This window comes from Paenibacillus sp. FSL K6-1096, assembly GCF_037977055.1.
Taxonomy (GTDB): Bacteria; Bacillota; Bacilli; order Paenibacillales; family Paenibacillaceae; genus Paenibacillus_AQ.
In genome coordinates this window covers 2,119,534-2,134,596 of the sequence record NZ_CP150274.1, presented here as the reverse complement: position 1 = coordinate 2,134,596, position 15,063 = coordinate 2,119,534, and the positions used below count along the sequence as shown (strand labels likewise).

The 15,063-nt window shown below is 54.9% G+C and carries 18 protein-coding genes; all 18 read left to right on the top strand.

Annotated features, from left to right (window positions below; all coding sequences use genetic code 11):
- Nucleotides 1-2 precede the first annotated feature (2 nt).
- The 18 genes from MHI24_RS09360 to MHI24_RS09275 all read left to right on the top strand — a co-directional run bounded on the left by MHI24_RS09360 (nucleotide 3) and on the right by MHI24_RS09275 (nucleotide 14,992).
- A complete protein-coding gene (locus MHI24_RS09360) occupies nucleotides 3-617 on the top strand; it encodes a Maf family protein (protein WP_340025358.1) in 615 nt (204 codons plus the stop codon).
- A gap of 17 nt (nucleotides 618-634) precedes the next feature.
- On the top strand, nucleotides 635-1,324 hold the full coding sequence (gene radC / locus MHI24_RS09355) for a DNA repair protein RadC (protein ID WP_340025357.1): 690 nt from the start codon (nucleotides 635-637) through the stop codon (nucleotides 1,322-1,324).
- A gap of 39 nt (nucleotides 1,325-1,363) precedes the next feature.
- Nucleotides 1,364-2,398, top strand: a complete 1,035-nt coding sequence (locus tag MHI24_RS09350) for a rod shape-determining protein (RefSeq protein ID WP_340025356.1) — start codon at nucleotides 1,364-1,366, stop codon at nucleotides 2,396-2,398.
- Between the two features lie 61 nt (nucleotides 2,399-2,459).
- Nucleotides 2,460-3,335, top strand: a complete 876-nt coding sequence (gene mreC, locus MHI24_RS09345) for a rod shape-determining protein MreC (RefSeq protein ID WP_340025355.1) — start codon at nucleotides 2,460-2,462, stop codon at nucleotides 3,333-3,335.
- Nucleotides 3,335-3,865: a rod shape-determining protein MreD gene (mreD, locus tag MHI24_RS09340; protein WP_340025354.1), complete on the top strand. Its 531-nt coding sequence runs from the start codon at nucleotides 3,335-3,337 to the stop codon at nucleotides 3,863-3,865. The genes mreC and mreD overlap by 1 nt, the downstream gene beginning before the upstream one ends.
- Nucleotides 3,866-3,946: 81 nt before the next feature.
- On the top strand, nucleotides 3,947-4,606 hold the full coding sequence (gene minC / locus MHI24_RS09335; protein WP_340025353.1) for a septum site-determining protein MinC: 660 nt from the start codon (nucleotides 3,947-3,949) through the stop codon (nucleotides 4,604-4,606).
- Between the two features lie 5 nt (nucleotides 4,607-4,611).
- Nucleotides 4,612-5,406 carry a septum site-determining protein MinD gene (minD, locus tag MHI24_RS09330; RefSeq protein ID WP_340025352.1) on the top strand — a complete coding sequence of 265 codons (795 nt, stop codon included), beginning with the start codon at nucleotides 4,612-4,614 and terminating at the stop codon, nucleotides 5,404-5,406.
- 160 nt (nucleotides 5,407-5,566) lie between these two features.
- Nucleotides 5,567-6,424 carry a M23 family metallopeptidase gene (locus MHI24_RS09325; RefSeq protein ID WP_340025351.1) on the top strand — a complete coding sequence of 286 codons (858 nt, stop codon included), beginning with the start codon at nucleotides 5,567-5,569 and terminating at the stop codon, nucleotides 6,422-6,424.
- A complete protein-coding gene (locus MHI24_RS09320) occupies nucleotides 6,417-7,259 on the top strand; it encodes a M50 family metallopeptidase (RefSeq protein ID WP_340025350.1) in 843 nt (280 codons plus the stop codon). The genes MHI24_RS09325 and MHI24_RS09320 overlap by 8 nt, the downstream gene beginning before the upstream one ends.
- A gap of 36 nt (nucleotides 7,260-7,295) precedes the next feature.
- Nucleotides 7,296-8,537 (top strand): Rne/Rng family ribonuclease, encoded by a 1,242-nt coding sequence (locus MHI24_RS09315; protein WP_340025349.1) that lies wholly within the window; start codon nucleotides 7,296-7,298, stop codon nucleotides 8,535-8,537.
- A 167-nt stretch (nucleotides 8,538-8,704) separates the two neighbouring features.
- Nucleotides 8,705-9,016 carry a 50S ribosomal protein L21 gene (gene rplU, locus MHI24_RS09310; RefSeq protein WP_019908991.1) on the top strand — a complete coding sequence of 104 codons (312 nt, stop codon included), beginning with the start codon at nucleotides 8,705-8,707 and terminating at the stop codon, nucleotides 9,014-9,016.
- A 12-nt stretch (nucleotides 9,017-9,028) separates the two neighbouring features.
- Entirely contained in the window at nucleotides 9,029-9,364 is a 336-nt protein-coding gene (locus MHI24_RS09305) for a ribosomal-processing cysteine protease Prp (RefSeq protein ID WP_340025348.1), read from the top strand.
- A gap of 17 nt (nucleotides 9,365-9,381) precedes the next feature.
- Nucleotides 9,382-9,693: a 50S ribosomal protein L27 gene (gene rpmA / locus MHI24_RS09300; protein WP_020429282.1), complete on the top strand. Its 312-nt coding sequence runs from the start codon at nucleotides 9,382-9,384 to the stop codon at nucleotides 9,691-9,693.
- Nucleotides 9,694-10,004: 311 nt separating this feature from the next.
- Nucleotides 10,005-10,745: a Spo0B domain-containing protein gene (locus tag MHI24_RS09295; protein WP_340025347.1), complete on the top strand. Its 741-nt coding sequence runs from the start codon at nucleotides 10,005-10,007 to the stop codon at nucleotides 10,743-10,745.
- 15 nt (nucleotides 10,746-10,760) lie between these two features.
- Nucleotides 10,761-12,071, top strand: a complete 1,311-nt coding sequence (gene obgE, locus MHI24_RS09290; RefSeq protein ID WP_340025346.1) for a GTPase ObgE — start codon at nucleotides 10,761-10,763, stop codon at nucleotides 12,069-12,071.
- Nucleotides 12,072-12,284: 213 nt separating this feature from the next.
- Nucleotides 12,285-13,469 carry an SPFH domain-containing protein gene (locus tag MHI24_RS09285; RefSeq protein WP_340025345.1) on the top strand — a complete coding sequence of 395 codons (1,185 nt, stop codon included), beginning with the start codon at nucleotides 12,285-12,287 and terminating at the stop codon, nucleotides 13,467-13,469.
- 5 nt (nucleotides 13,470-13,474) lie between these two features.
- Nucleotides 13,475-14,218 carry a hypothetical protein gene (locus MHI24_RS09280; RefSeq protein ID WP_340025344.1) on the top strand — a complete coding sequence of 248 codons (744 nt, stop codon included), beginning with the start codon at nucleotides 13,475-13,477 and terminating at the stop codon, nucleotides 14,216-14,218.
- 15 nt (nucleotides 14,219-14,233) lie between these two features.
- The gene (locus MHI24_RS09275) at nucleotides 14,234-14,992 is read left to right on the top strand and encodes a hypothetical protein (protein ID WP_340025343.1); all 759 of its coding nucleotides are present in this window, start codon (nucleotides 14,234-14,236) and stop codon (nucleotides 14,990-14,992) included.
- Nucleotides 14,993-15,063: the final 71 nt, after the last annotated feature.

Sequence of the window (15,063 nt, the reverse complement as noted above, 5' to 3'; positions counted from 1 at the left end):
CTGTGGAGCATAACAACACACGGCATATTATTCTGGCCTCGGGTTCACCGCGGCGGCGCGAGCTGTTGGCTTCGCTTGGCCTCTCCTTTGAGGTGCTGGTCAGCGATGCGGATGAGAGCACACCGCCGGAGTGGACGCCGGACGCCATTGTGCAGAGCCTCGCTCTGCGTAAGGCAGAGGCGCTCATTCCGCAGGCCGGAGACCGGAATGCCCTGATTATCGGCAGCGACACGATCGTTGTGCTAGGCGGCGAGGTGCTCGGCAAGCCGGCGGACAAGCAGGACAGCGCGAGAATGCTGCGCCTGCTGCAAGGCCGGACCCACCAGGTATATACCGGGGTGGCCTGTATCTCCCTGCCGGAGAGAGTTACGCTGGTGGATTACAGGGTCACCTCGGTATCGATGAGAGCCATGAGCGAAGAAGAGATCTCCGCCTACATAGCGACCGGGGAGCCTGCCGACAAAGCCGGCTCTTATGCTATACAAGGACTGGGCGCCACCCTGGTGGAAGCAATTGACGGCTGTTATTTCAACGTGGTCGGTCTGCCGCTGTCACTGCTGAGCGGCATGTTGTCCCGGTTCGGTATTTCGGTGCTGAACGGGCAGCAGGGAAGCTAAGGAAAAGAGGGTTAGGGATGGAATTGCAATCACTTATGTTGCGTGACCTCCCCCATGAAGAACGACCACGAGAGCGCATGATGCATTATGGGGCGGAATCTTTAAGTCAAACGGAGCTGCTGGCGATTCTGCTGCGCACAGGTGCGCAGAGTGAATCAGCCATTCATATTGCCCAGCGGCTGCTGAACATTGCCGGCGGCCTCCGGGGACTTGCGGATCTGAGCATTGAAGAACTAACTACAATCAAAGGCATCGGCCCGGCCAAGGCCGTGCAACTGAAAGCTGGCATAGAACTGGGAAGACGCATGGCAAATTCCCGGCTTACCGAAGCGGTGGTTATCCGCAGTCCCCAGGACGCGGCGGAGATTCTGACCGAGCAGCTTCGTTATTTGCAGAAGGAACATTTCATCTGTCTGTTCCTGAATACGAAGAATCATGTTATTGCGCAGGAAACATTGTCCATGGGCAGCCTTAACGCCTCCATCGTGCATCCCCGCGAGGTGTTCCGGGCAGCCATGAAATGCAGCAGCGCAGCTATTATATGCGCACACAATCACCCGAGCGGCGATCCGACGCCAAGCCCGGAGGACATCTCCCTGACCACCAGGCTGGTGCAGGCAGGCGAGATTGTGGGCATTGACGTACTGGACCACCTGGTCATCGGAGACGGCAGCTATGTAAGTTTGAAACAAAAAGGCTATATGTAATACAATTGTCTAGATTCACAAGGAAAAGGAGCATATACGATGTTAGGTGGTTTTACGAAAGATTTAGGAATTGACCTGGGGACAGCGAATACGCTGGTCTATGTGCGTGGTAAAGGAATTGTTGTCAGAGAGCCTTCCGTGGTTGCTATTAATACGGATACTAAGTCTATTGAAGCTGTAGGGGAATCCGCCAAAAAAATGATCGGACGCACCCCCGGCAACATCCGGGCGATCCGTCCGATGAAGGATGGGGTCATTGCCGACTTCGATACTACGGCAACTATGATTAAATATTTCATCCGCCAGGCCCAGAAGCAGCGCTCGATGTTCCAGCGCCACCCGAATGTGATGGTATGCGTACCTTCCGGGATAACAGCCGTTGAACAGCGTGCGGTTGAGGATGCGACCAAGCAGGCCGGCGCACGGGAAGCCTACATCATTGAAGAGCCTTTTGCTGCTGCCATCGGGGCAGATCTTCCGGTATGGGAGCCTACAGGCAGTATGGTTGTGGATATCGGCGGCGGTACCACCGAGGTGGCTGTCATCTCGCTCGGAGGGATTGTAACCAGCCGCTCTGTACGTGTGGCCGGGGATGAAGCGGATGAGTCAATCATCCAGTACATCAAGCGCCAGTACAATCTGATGATCGGGGAGCGCACCTCGGAGCAGCTCAAGATGGATGTGGGTTCTGCCCTGCCGCTGGAGAAGGCTGAGACCATGGAGATCCGCGGACGCGATCTGGTAACCGGTCTGCCGAAGACGCTGACAATCACCTCTGATGAGATTTGTGAAGCGTTGTCTGATACTGTTAATGCGATTGTTGAAGCCGTGAAGGTGACCCTGGAGAAATGTCCGCCGGAGCTGGCTGCTGATATTATGGACCGCGGAATTGTGCTTACGGGCGGCGGCGCGCTGCTGCGCAATCTCGATAAGCTGCTGGCGCGCGAGACCGGAATGCCGGTAATTGTGGCCGAGAATCCGCTGGATTGTGTAGCTATCGGCACAGGTAAGGCGCTGGAGAATATTCATCTGTTCAAGAGCCGCAGCGGTACAGGTCTGCGCTCCAAGCGCTAGAACAATTCAGACTGTCAATGTCAACCCCTGATATGGGTGAAATACGGTTGTTAGAGGGTGCTTGAGATTGTTTAAGCTGTTCAACAATAAACGTCTGTTTATATTACTTATTACACTGGTTGCCTTTATCGTTCTGATGGGCTTCAGTCTGGGACCGCGGAAGAGCTTGTCCTGGCCGGAGAACTTCCTGAGGGATACGACCGGTTTCGTACAGAAGTTGTTCTACAAGCCCGCTGGATATATAGCGGGCTTCTTCGAAGATATCGGGAATCTGCATAATTTAGCCGAAGAGAACAAGCAGCTCAAGATTCTGGCAGCGCAATATGCCCGGGATAAGGCGCAGTATAATTTTATTAAAGCCCGGAATGAGCAATATGAAATAGATCTTAAATTTACAGAAGCTCAGAAGAATCTGTATAAATATGAATATCATATTGCTAACGTGGTAAGTGTGACAACAGAACCGGGCAATAATACGCTTGTGATTGATCTCGGATCGAAGGATGGAATCAGGCTGAATATGTCTGTAACTTCCACCGAGGGACTGGTAGGGGTAATCAGCAATGTGAGTAATTTCACCTCGACGGTGAAGCTGATGACAATGATGGATATCAATGATCCGAATTCCCAGCCCCCGATAACGGCGACGGCAATGAACAAGGAAGGTAAGACCTTCGGTGTTATTGAGAGCTACGACCAGCAGACCGGGAGGCTGCTTATGAACAAGATCCCAGTCGGAGATCCGATCGCCAAGGATGACATCATCATTTCCTCTGGTATCGGCGGTGTGTATCCGCGCGGAATGACGATCGGTACAGTGGAGGAAGTGAAGATTGGCGAGTTCGGACTGACCTCTACGGCCATTATCAAGCCGGCGGCAGAATTCCAGGACTGGAAGGAACTCTTCGTTGTCTTTACGGAGGAGCGTGTGGAATAGTGAGGATGCGCAGATCCGTTCTTATACTGGTATTGTTCCTCTTATTTATTATTGAAGGCACTATTCTCCCCTGGCTGATCCCTGACGCCTGGGAGATGCGGATCATACCCAATCTTGTTTTTATCGTGATTCTGTTCGTTACCGTGTACCATCACCGGCATACGGCACTTATTCTCGGCCTGTCCTTCGGGATGCTGCATGATGTGGTGTTCTACGGCCGTATTCTGGGCGCGCATTCCTTCACCATGGGCTTGTCCGCATACCTGATCGGCCTGGTGTTTCAGATTCCCCGCGCTCCGCTGCCGCTCATGATGACGGTGGTGCTGCTGGGCAGCCTGCTGGAGGACAGTATGCTGTTTGGCATCTACAGTGTCTTCAATCTGGGGCAGCAGCCTTATAACTGGGCGCTTCTGCATCATATGCTGCCTACTATGCTGTTTCATTTTGCTGCCGGCTTGCTGCTCTATGTTCCACTCCGGCGCCAGCTTGAGCTGCTGGGCAAAGAGACCCGCGATGAAGAGGCTGCGTAAGCGGCTGCGGCACTTTCTTGTCTGCCAAAGGAGGAATTTACCCGGCCCGGCACGAATGAATGAGGATAGGGGGACAGGCATATGACAGTTAAATCCAAGCATGTAAGGATTAAGGGCATCAAAGATGGCCTGGTATTCCTGCTAGACGACAAATGTCCCTTTGACGATCTCTTGAGTGAGCTTCGCTATAAGCTGGAGCACAGCCATCAAAATATTCTGACCGGACCGATTGTGCATGTAGATGTCAAGCTGGGCAGCCGTGTTGTTACCGAAGAAGACAAAGAAGCGGTCCTGGAGATCCTCAAAGGACAGGGGAACCTGCTTATCCGCTCTGTAGAAGCTCTTGAAGATCCTCAAGAGAAGGACCCAGAGGCCTTGTTCCTGATGAGCGGAATGCTCCGTTCCGGCCAAGTGCTGCACCATGAGGGCAATCTGCTGTTTCTGGGTGATGTGAATCCGGGGGGGACGATTACCTGCTCGGGGGATATCTATATTCTCGGGGCGCTCAAGGGAATGGCGCACGCCGGAATCAATGGCAACCAGGACGCGATTATTGCCGCCTCCCTGCTGGCGCCTACCCAGCTGCGGATTGCCGATATTATCAGCAGGCCCCCGGATGAATGGGGAACCCGGGAGAGCAGCATGGAATTCGCCTATTTATCAGACGGTGCTATGCAAATTGACAAGATTCATAATATAGTCAGATTACGTCAGGATTTAAATGTGTTTAAAGGGGTGTAGCCTCCATGGGAGAAGCAATCGTCGTAACCTCGGGCAAGGGCGGAGTTGGCAAGACAACCACAACAGCCAACATTGGGACCGCGCTTGCCTTGCAAGGCAAAAAGGTATGTCTGGTGGATACGGATATCGGGCTGCGGAATCTGGATGTGGTCATGGGGCTGGAGAACCGTATTATATATGATCTTGTCGATGTGGCGGAAGGCCGCTGCCGCCTGAACCAGGCGCTCGTCAAGGACAAGCGCTTTGATGAGCTGTACATGCTGCCCGCAGCCCAGACCAAGGACAAGACCGCAGTGACACCGGAGCAGGTCAGGGATATCATTCTGGAGCTCAAGAAGGAATATGAATATATTCTGATTGATTGTCCGGCCGGAATCGAGCATGGCTTCCGCAATGCGATTGCCGGTGCCGACAAGGCCATTGTGGTCACCACTCCGGAGCATGCGGCGGTGCGGGATGCAGACCGGATTATCGGCTTGCTGGAGCAGTCGCCGGTGGAATCGCCGAAGCTGATCGTCAACCGGATCCGCCACGGGCTGATGAGATCAGGAGATATGCTGGATATTGAGGATATTCTCCAGGTGCTGAATATTGATCTGATCGGAATCGTGCCCGATGATGAGCAGGTCATCCGTGCGGCCAATAACGGAGAGCCTACCGTAATGAACCCGGATTCCAACGCAGCGATTGCTTACCGCAATATTGCCCGGCGCATTCTGGGCGATGCGGTTCCGCTGATGCAGCTTGACCAGAAGCAGGGCGCGTTCAAGAAGCTTAAGAAATTTTTCGGAATGGGCTAGAATCCGGGAAGGCACTTATATATCGCATTCTTCCGCCAAGAGTCCGCTGTGGAGTCATCTCCAGCGGGCTTTTTGCTGTGCTGCGGTCCGCAGGCTTGTTCTAAAAAGGCTTCCGCCATTCATAAAATGGAAGTAAAACAAGCCCGCCGGAGGGATCGATATGACAACCCCTAATAACTTCAACAACCGCCGCCACAAACGAATGGAGCATCTGCTGGAGGATCAGTCTGGTGGCGGCACTGTACCGGAGCTGTTCCGGCAGCCCGGCAGCGGCAGTTCCCCCCCGTACAGGGAGTGGGGGCCGGACTCTGGAGGCGGCGCTACGCCCGAGCCTGATCCGGAAGACCTGTGGAAGCGGCAGCACCGCAATTGGGACGATGACAGCGGCGGAGGAAGGCCGGGGTTCGGCAGAGGTCTGCTGCGGCGCACCACAGCCAGTGTGCTGGTCTTCGGCGCGGTCTGGGGCATCTTCACGGTTCAGGAGCCATGGGCTCTGAAAACGCAGTATTTCATTACGAATGTTCTCAGCAGTGATATGGACTTCGTAGCGGTGCAGGTATGGTATGAGGAGCACTTCAACGGGGCTCCGTCCTTCATACCTATCTTCGGGGACCAGCAGGTGCCGGCGGAGAAGGTGACGGCAGACCACCAGCTCAGCGCCCCGCTGGCAGGCATTGTGGTCAGCCCGTTCACGGCTTCTCTTCAGGGGATTGAAATTCTGCCGTCAGGCGATTCAAGTGCCGGTGTCACGGTGAAAAGTGTAGATACGGGCCGGGTCCTGTCCGTCTCCAAGGAGACTTCCGGGGGCATCCGTGTCACGGTCCGCCATACCGGAGGGCTTACAGCAGAGTACGGCCATCTGAGCGGAACACAGCTTGCGGTTGACGACTGGCTGCAGAGCGGGGAGGCAGTCGGCTGGATTCAGGGGGCGGGGGAGACGGAGCGCCCGCTGCTTTTTCTGGCGATGATGAAAGACAAGTCTTATATTGATCCCGCTGAAGTGGTATCGTTTGATTAGGGTCCTCGGCATTGAGCTGTCGCTGCATCCGCTCTTCGTGCTGATTCTTATGTTCTCCGTGCTTACCGGACAGTTCCTGGAGCTGCTGACCTTATTCATGATCGTCTTCATCCACGAGCTTGGACATGTCTGTGCCGCACGCCTGACGGGAGTGACGGTCCGCTCGGTGCAGCTGCTGCCCTTCGGCGGTGTCGCGGTTATTGAAGACCATGGCCGGCTTACAGCCGGGCGCGAGATCGGTATCGCCCTTGCCGGACCGCTGCAGAACGGTATTCTGATACTGATGGCGCTGGTGCTCAAGCAAGCCGAGTATGGAAGCATAGCTTATCTGAATTATTTCATCGGAGCGAACGCGATGATCGCGCTGTTCAATCTCCTGCCGGTGCTGCCGCTGGACGGCGGCAAGATCCTCCAGGGGCTTCTGAGCCTGGTGCTTCCGTATTATTACACCCTGCTATGGACCGGCAGAGTCAGCATCGGCGCGAGCCTGATGATCATCGTCTTTGCCTTGCTTCCGCTTGGAGCGGGAGGCGGGCTGCGTCTCAATCTGCTGATGATCGGGGCGTTTCTGCTCTATTCGAATGCTACCGACCAGCGCAATCTGCCGTACCGCTTCGTTGCTTTTCTGATGAACCGTGAACGGATCTATGAGCGTTATCTGCAGGCGGAGGGCCTGGCCCGTCCGATAGTTGCCTTCTCAGCGAAACCTTTGGATGATATAGTGCGTCTATTTAAACGTAACCATTATCATTATATCTATGTCATGAACAAGGACAGAGACATTGTGGCCGTAGTGCCGGAGCAGCGATTGATTGCTTCTTATTTCGGAATGTAATACAAGAATGGAATGATTCAAACCAGAGGTGAAGCCATGAAACAAATGATCGTTCACTGCACACAGCATACTACCCGGATGGCACTTCTGGAGAACGGGAGGCTGGTGGAGTATGCGGCCGAACGTGACCAGCAGCAGGGTCTGGTCGGGAGTTACTATAAAGGGCGTGTTATGAATGTGCTGCCTGGAATGCAGGCGGCTTTTGTAGATATCGGCCAGAAGAAGAATGCGTTCCTGTATGTAGATGATGTCCTGCACCCCCATCTGGAGAAGCAGCCGGAGGTCAAGCCCTCCATCGAGACGCTGCTGCAGCCGGGCCAGGAGATTGTGGTTCAGGTGAGAAAAGAGCCGCGGGGCGGCAAAGGCGCGCGGGTAACCACACATTACACCTTGCCCGGACGCTGGATGGTGTACATGCCGTTCGCGGAATATGTCGGCGTGTCCAAAAAAATCAGCCGCGAATCCGAGCGCAGCCGGCTCAAAGCCATCGGCGAGCGGCTGCGCCAGGGCGAGGAAGGGCTCATTATGCGGACGGTCTCCGAGGACGAGCCTGCGGATGCGGTAGAGGGGGATCTGGCCTTCCTGCGGGCCCAGTGGGAGGGCATTACCCGGCGGGCGAAGGAATCGGCTGCACCGGCCCTCCTGCACTCTGATCTCAGCATTGTCCAGCGGTTCATCCGCGATGCCTTCAATCCGCAGCGTGACGAGCTGATGATCGATTCAGCCAAGGCGGTTCAGGAAGCCGAAGCCTTCCTGGACGAGCTGGCTCCTGAAGGGCACAAGCCGGTAGGATTCTACCGGGGGCCGGAGTCCATTTTCACGGCATATGGTGTGATGGAGCAGCTCCACAAGAGCTTCGGCCGCAAAATCATTCTCGAAGGCGGGGCCACGCTGATCTGGGATGAGACCGAGGCGCTGACCGTCATTGATGTCAATACCGCGCAGTATACCGGCGGGACGAATCTGGAGGATACAGTAACGCGCACCAACCTGCTGGCAGCCGAAGAGATTGGGCGTCTGGTCCGGCTCCGGGATACCGGGGGCATTATCATCGTTGACTTCATAGACATGGAGCGGGGAGAGCACCGCAAGCAGGTGACGGACAAGCTGGAGAGCATCATCAGCCGTGACCGGACCAAGACGCATATTCTTGGCTGGACCCATCTCGGCCTGCTGGAAATGACCCGTAAGAAAGCCAGACATGATTCAGCTGGCTTCGCCCCAGTGATCTGTCACTGCTGTGGGGGAACCGGCAAGGTGGGGGAATGGCTGGAATAGTTACCGTTGACTAATACGAATTAGTATGATAATATCTTCAAGTATGTGTTTGGTTGTTCTCTTCCTGCACATGCTGTAACCGCTCCGATCGGGTATCTGAAGCGCAGCTCCTGCGGGGGATGCCACCTTGACTAGGCGAGTCTGAGACATGAGGAGGTGCAAGTACAATGTATGCAATTATCGAAACTGGCGGTAAACAATACAGAGTCCAAGAGGGCGATGTTCTGTTCATCGAGAAGCTGGAAGCTGAAGACGGCGCAAGCGTAACGTTTGACCGTGTATTGGCTGTTTCCAACGAAGGCGGTCTGACTGCAGGAACTCCGCTGGTAAGCGGCGCGTCTGTAACAGCCAAGGTTGAGAAGCATGGTAAGGGTCAGAAGGTTGTAGTTTACAAATACAAACCGAAGAAGAACTACCACAAGAAGCAAGGCCATCGTCAACCGTACACCAAAGTAACTATCGAGAAGATTCAAGCGTAAGAAGGTGCGTTAATGATTAACGTGCGGATTACACGGGCTTCTGCTCAAGGTGTCATTGTCGGTTTTTCCGTCAAGGGCCATGCGGAATACGCAAGGAATGGCAAGGATATCGTCTGCGCAGGTGTCTCAACCGTTACGGTGGGAACGGTGAATGCGATTGAAAGCTTGACCGGCGTGGTTCTGGATACTTCGATGAAGGATGGATTCTTAAGCGGGACCCTGGTTCCCGTGAATGATCCCGAAGTCTCCGCCAAGGTACAGCTGCTGCTGGAATCCATGGTGCTGATGCTCAAGGACATTGCCACATCCTACAGGAAATATGTTCAGATACAGGAAGTCATCATTTGAAGAAGGAGGTTGACAACATGTTGAAATTGGATCTTCAGCTATTCGCATCGAAGAAGGGTGTAGGTTCCACCAAGAACGGACGTGATTCCCACTCCAAGCGTCTTGGCGTGAAACGTGCTGACGGTCAGGCAGTGACCGGCGGTAACATCCTGGTTCGTCAACGCGGAACCAAGATTCATCCAGGTACGAACGTGGGCATCGGTAAGGATGACACTCTGTTCGCTCTGGTGGATGGCGTAGTGAAGTTCGAACGTTGGGGCCGCGACCGCAAAAAGGTGAGCGTGTACCCGGTTGATGTCGCTCCGGTAGCAGCGGCACTGGAAGCGTAAGCTTTCGGACCTGTTTAGATGAGAAGCCTCCGGCATGAGTGCCGGGGGCTTTTTTTGAAAATATAAGAATTTATATGTTGCACACGATAACTTATCCTTATATTTCTCGCTGAAACGATGCCGTCCTTAAAAAGGACGGCAAAGCCGTTTCCGCTTGAGTTAATAGCATCGAAGCTTAAGCCTCACTTTGCGAGGGATTCTGGTGATTGCAGGAATGGCCTGTGTTATACTGAGGAAATGGTACGTTCTAAGCAAGAGAAGCAGCTTCTACATCGGAAATAATTTTGCGAACCAAGGGACGGGGAGAAAGAATGAAATCCTGGAAAAGTATCATCTGGGCAGTCATGTTATCCGCAGTGCTTCCTTTAGGTCTCGTGTATTGGCATACGTCCCTTCTCACATGCCTGCTGCTCGGATTCTGGGTAGCTGCAGTGCTTGCATTCAGCTTTGTTTACAACCGGCGTCATTATGAAGAGGAACTGCGGATACAGGAGAATACTCTGCAGCTGGCGGCCAACCGGACACTGAATCATCATCGTCATGATTGGATGAATGATCTGCAAGTGCTTTACGGATATATCCAGCTCGGCAAGCCTGATAAATCCAAGCAGTGTGTGGAAAGAATAAAAGAGCGTATCGCGCTGGACAGCCGGATTGCGAAGCTCGGGGTTCCGTCACTGGTATTCTACCTGCAGTCCTTCCGGACGAACAGAAGCTCTCTGGAGCTGGACATACAGGTGGAGGAAGGCCTGAATCTGGAGGACAAGCTAAGCTCCGATACAGGCAGCGAGCTGACTTCAGTCATTATGCAGACGGTAAGAGCGTACCAGTACAGCGGAATTACGCCGCAAGGGGAGACACGGAGGCTGCAGCTCAGCTTTTCCCAGGAGGGCAAGGACGTTCTGATCTCCTTCACAGGTGAGGGGACAGAGGGCCACCCCGAACTGCTGCAGGGGCAAATTTATAATATAGTACAAGGGAAAATCATGAAGGCGGAGCAGGTACAGCCGGCCAAAGGCTATGTGAAACTGCGCTTACCGCTGGAGATGTAAGGAAGGTGAACATTCATGTTCGTAGATAAAGCGAAGATTTATGTAAAAGGCGGAGACGGCGGAGACGGCCTCGTAGCGTTCCGCCGGGAGAAATATGTGCCGGAAGGCGGACCGGCCGGCGGCGATGGAGGCCGCGGAGGAGACGTCATCTTCCGGGTGGATGAAGGGCTGCGCACCCTGATGGATTTCCGGTATCAGCGGCACTTCAAGGCCGACCGCGGCGTAAAGGGCCGCAACAAAAGCCAGCACGGGGCGAACGCCGAGCATCTGATTGTGCGGATTCCACCGGGCACGCTCCTGATCGATGACGATACGCAGGAGATCATTGCCGATATGACCCGTCACGGCCAGCAGGTCGTGGTGGCCCGCGGCGGCCGGGGCGGCCGGGGGAACGTCCGGTTCGCAACGGCCTCCAACACAGCGCCGGAGCTTGCCGAGAACGGCGAAGAGGGCCAGGAGCGGTACGTGGTCATGGAACTTAAGGTAATGGCTGACGTAGGCCTGGTAGGCTTCCCGAGCGTAGGCAAATCGACCTTGCTGTCTGTGGTGTCTGCCGCCCAGCCGAAGATCGGGGCGTATCACTTCACAACGATTACCCCGAATTTGGGCGTTGTGGATGTGGGGGACAGCCGCAGCTTCGTGATGGCGGATCTGCCGGGGCTGATTGAAGGAGCGAGTGAAGGTGTGGGACTGGGACATGAGTTCCTGCGTCACGTTGAACGTACGCGTGTTATCATTCATGTCGTGGATATGTCCGGCTCAGAGGGCCGTGATCCTTTTGAAGACTGGGTGTTAATTAACGATGAGCTGAAGCAATATAACGCGGCTCTGATGGACCGCCCGCAGATTGTCGCAGCGAACAAGATGGATATGCCGGACTCGGAGGAGAACCTGGCGGCGTTCCGTGAGCGGGTGGCAGAGCTTCGCCCGGACCTGGAGATTATGCCGATCTCCTCGCTGACCCGTCAAGGGATTCAGGAGCTGCTCTACCGGGCGGCGGATCTTCTGGACAGCATTCCGGTGGCGCCGGTGGTGGAAGAAGTGGCGGAGACCACAGAACGCAAGGTATACAAGCTGGAAGCGGAGGATGATAATTCATTCACGATTACCCGCGATAATGAGGCGTTCGTGGTCACTAGCCCGCGGATTGAACGGATGCTGAAGCGGATGCAGCTAAGCACGCATGACGCTATTCTGAAGCTGGCCCGCACCCTGCGCCATATGGGCGTAGATGCCGAGTTGCGCAGACGCGGTGCGGTAGAGGGAACCATTGTGCGGATCGGCGATTTCGAATTCGAGTTTGTCGAGAACAGCAGTTACTATTGATTGATTAATCAGAGATGTGTCACCGGCTGTATCTTTCCGCGAGGGGGATGCAGCCTTTTTTTTGATTTGTTTTGGGGTTATTTTGTAAAAGTCTGCTTTATCTATTCCTATGAATTGTACTACAATCAGAAGGAGTAATTTCTCCCCGGTTGAACCTTAAGGGCGAAAGCTGCGTATATCATACATACCTGTCAAGAAAGAGGGAATGGACGGATGGCAATTATTGAAGTAGTCAAATATGACGGACCTCCCGGAGTGTTCGCCTGGAAATATCCGAATCAGGAGCTGGGCACCTGGACTCAACTGATCGTCAATGAATCACAGGAGGCGATTCTGTTCAAGGGCGGAGAGGCGCTGGATTCTTTTACAGCCGGCCGCCACACCCTGAGCACAGCCAATATACCGATTCTGTCGAATGTGGTGAACCTGCCGTTCGGTGGCAAATCTCCGTTCACGGCAGAAGTCTGGTTCGTGAACAAGATGAATTCCATGAACGTCAAGTGGGGAACGAGCTCCCCGCTCCAGCTGCAGGACCCGAAGTATAAGGTGATGGTGGCTGTGCGGGCTTTCGGGCAATTCGGCGTCCGTATTGAGGACCCCCGCAAATTCCTGCTCAAGCTCGTAGGAACACTGCCGGTCTTCGATCAGGACACGATGGTGAATTATTTCCGCGGGCTGCTGATGTCCAACATTAACGAATTGATCTCTTCTTATCTGGTTCACCGTAAGATCAGCATTCTGGAGATCAATGCCTATGTCGTCGAGATTTCAAAGCATATCCAGGGAAGGCTGGCTCCGTCGTTTCAGGATAGCGGCATTGAACTCAATAACTTCTATATTGACTCCATCAATATCCCGGATGATGATCCGGCGACCGTGCGGCTGAAGGAAGCACTGGCCAAGAAGGCGGAGATGGACATCATCGGCTTCACCTATCAGCAGGAACGCAGCTTCGATACGATGGAGGAGGCGGCCGGCAATCCGGGCAATGCGGGGGTTGGGATGATGAATGCCGGCCTGGGTCTGGGCATGGGTATGGGTATGGCGGGGCCTGCGGCAGAGATCGTAGCGAGAATCACCCGCAGTATGTCACTGGACGGCGGTACGGGCGGCAATGCAGGCGGCGCCGGTTCCGGCACCTCCGGCAAGTCCTGCGCAGGCTGCGGGACCGTGAACCCGGCGGATGCGCGCTTCTGCACCGGCTGCGGACAACCGCTGCAGCCGGTGCCCGCAGCGGGCGCTGCCTGCCATAGCTGCGGGCAAGCCGTCACGCCCGGCGCGAAGTTCTGCCAGCATTGCGGCGCGGGGCTGGTTCTCAAATGCACGGGCTGCGGGCATGAGCTGGAGCCGGGACAGAAGTTCTGCGATGAATGCGGCACCAGAGCGGTTAGCGGGTGAGCCGTATGGAGAAGAGCAGGTCTTATGCGGGTCTGATTACGGGCATATATATTGCTGTATTGGCAGGGACTGTTATCTCCTTCTTTACACTGGGGCTCTCCGAGCCCATGCGGTTCATGGTGTCGCTGCTGGCCGTATGTATTGCGGAGACGGTGGTGTACGGGTATGCCCTGATGTGGTTGCGCAGCGCACGTAAGGCCAGCCGGACTTCGCCTGTATGGATCAGCGGGGCCATATTCTTAGCCTTGTATGTAGCCAGTGTGCTGGCTTTAGCTATAATGCTGGATTGGATATTGGAGCTGTACCTGCTCTGGTATGCGGGAATACAGTTGGTGGTCCTGCTTGCTGCTGCGACTGTGCTTGCAGCAGTTGGAGTACATGGCTTAAATGCTGCGTCCGGCGAACGGAAGGCGCAAGACGGCGCGCGGCATCTGAGCGCTCACCGTCAGGAGCTGCAGGAAATCAGCATGATCGCCCGTAGCTGGCAGCATCCTGAAGCCGGCCGGCTGGCCTCGCTGTTAGATGAGCTGACGGAGAAGTTCCGTTATAGCGATCCGGTATCCAGGCCGGGGCTATCCGCAACCGAAGACATCCTCCGCCAGCAGCTTTCACTGCTGCACGACCACGTTGCGCTGCTGCTGGTACTGAAGGAGCTGCCAGCCGACTGGGATGTGGAGACAGAGGAATTAACGACTAGTATTGCCAGTACGCTTGCGCGCCGTAACCTGGAGCTCGCAGCGCTTAAATAGGAGGAATAGCAAGCAATGGGGACAGGGAATCAGCCGGGCGGGCTCTTGCCGGGCCGGGCCGGCCAACCATCTGACGGCCTGCCCGTATATGAGGGGAATAATAAGGATATTGTGATCACAGGCATCGGTTATCTGTTTATGCCGCTGGGGTTTGTGCTTGCGCTGCTGCGCATGATTACGAGCCATTACAAAAATTACCGCAAGGCTGCCAACTATAATCTGTTGTATCATGTGTTTGTGGGCGGCTTCGTGCAGCTGCTGGGTTTTGTCTTCTATTCCATCTTCAGTGAAGACGGGATTGATATTGGTACGTTGATTGGAATATTAATAATGATCTCATTGATTACGCTGTTGCCCGCGGCCGTATTTGCCAGAACCGCAGCCAAAGCCAGATTCCGCTTCTCTCAGCTCGCCAATCAGTATGTAAACCTGATCAAGGTTGAGAGAGTGCGCTACACCGGGGATCTGGCGGACCGGACCGGTCAGAGCGAAGCAGATGTGAACAGAGACCTGCTCTATCTTCAAAAGTACGGGCTGCTGGATTCCGGCCTCCTCTTTCACGAAGGGGCGGATGAGGCTGCTCCGGCAGCACAGGGTGGCCAGGCGGCTTCATCCCCGTTCTCACCGCCTGCCGGCGGGCTGCACCAACAGCAGCGGGGGCCGCAGCAGCTGCCGAAATCGGTGCGGTGTCCGGGCTGCGGTGCCCAGAACACTGTAGCGCCCGGCCAGTCCACAACCTGTGAGTACTGCGGCACAACGATCGCATACGGCTGATCCCGGTATAACAGACTGTTCCTCCTGATGATGGAAGGGGCAGTCTTTTCTATACACTTCTCAATAAAAGT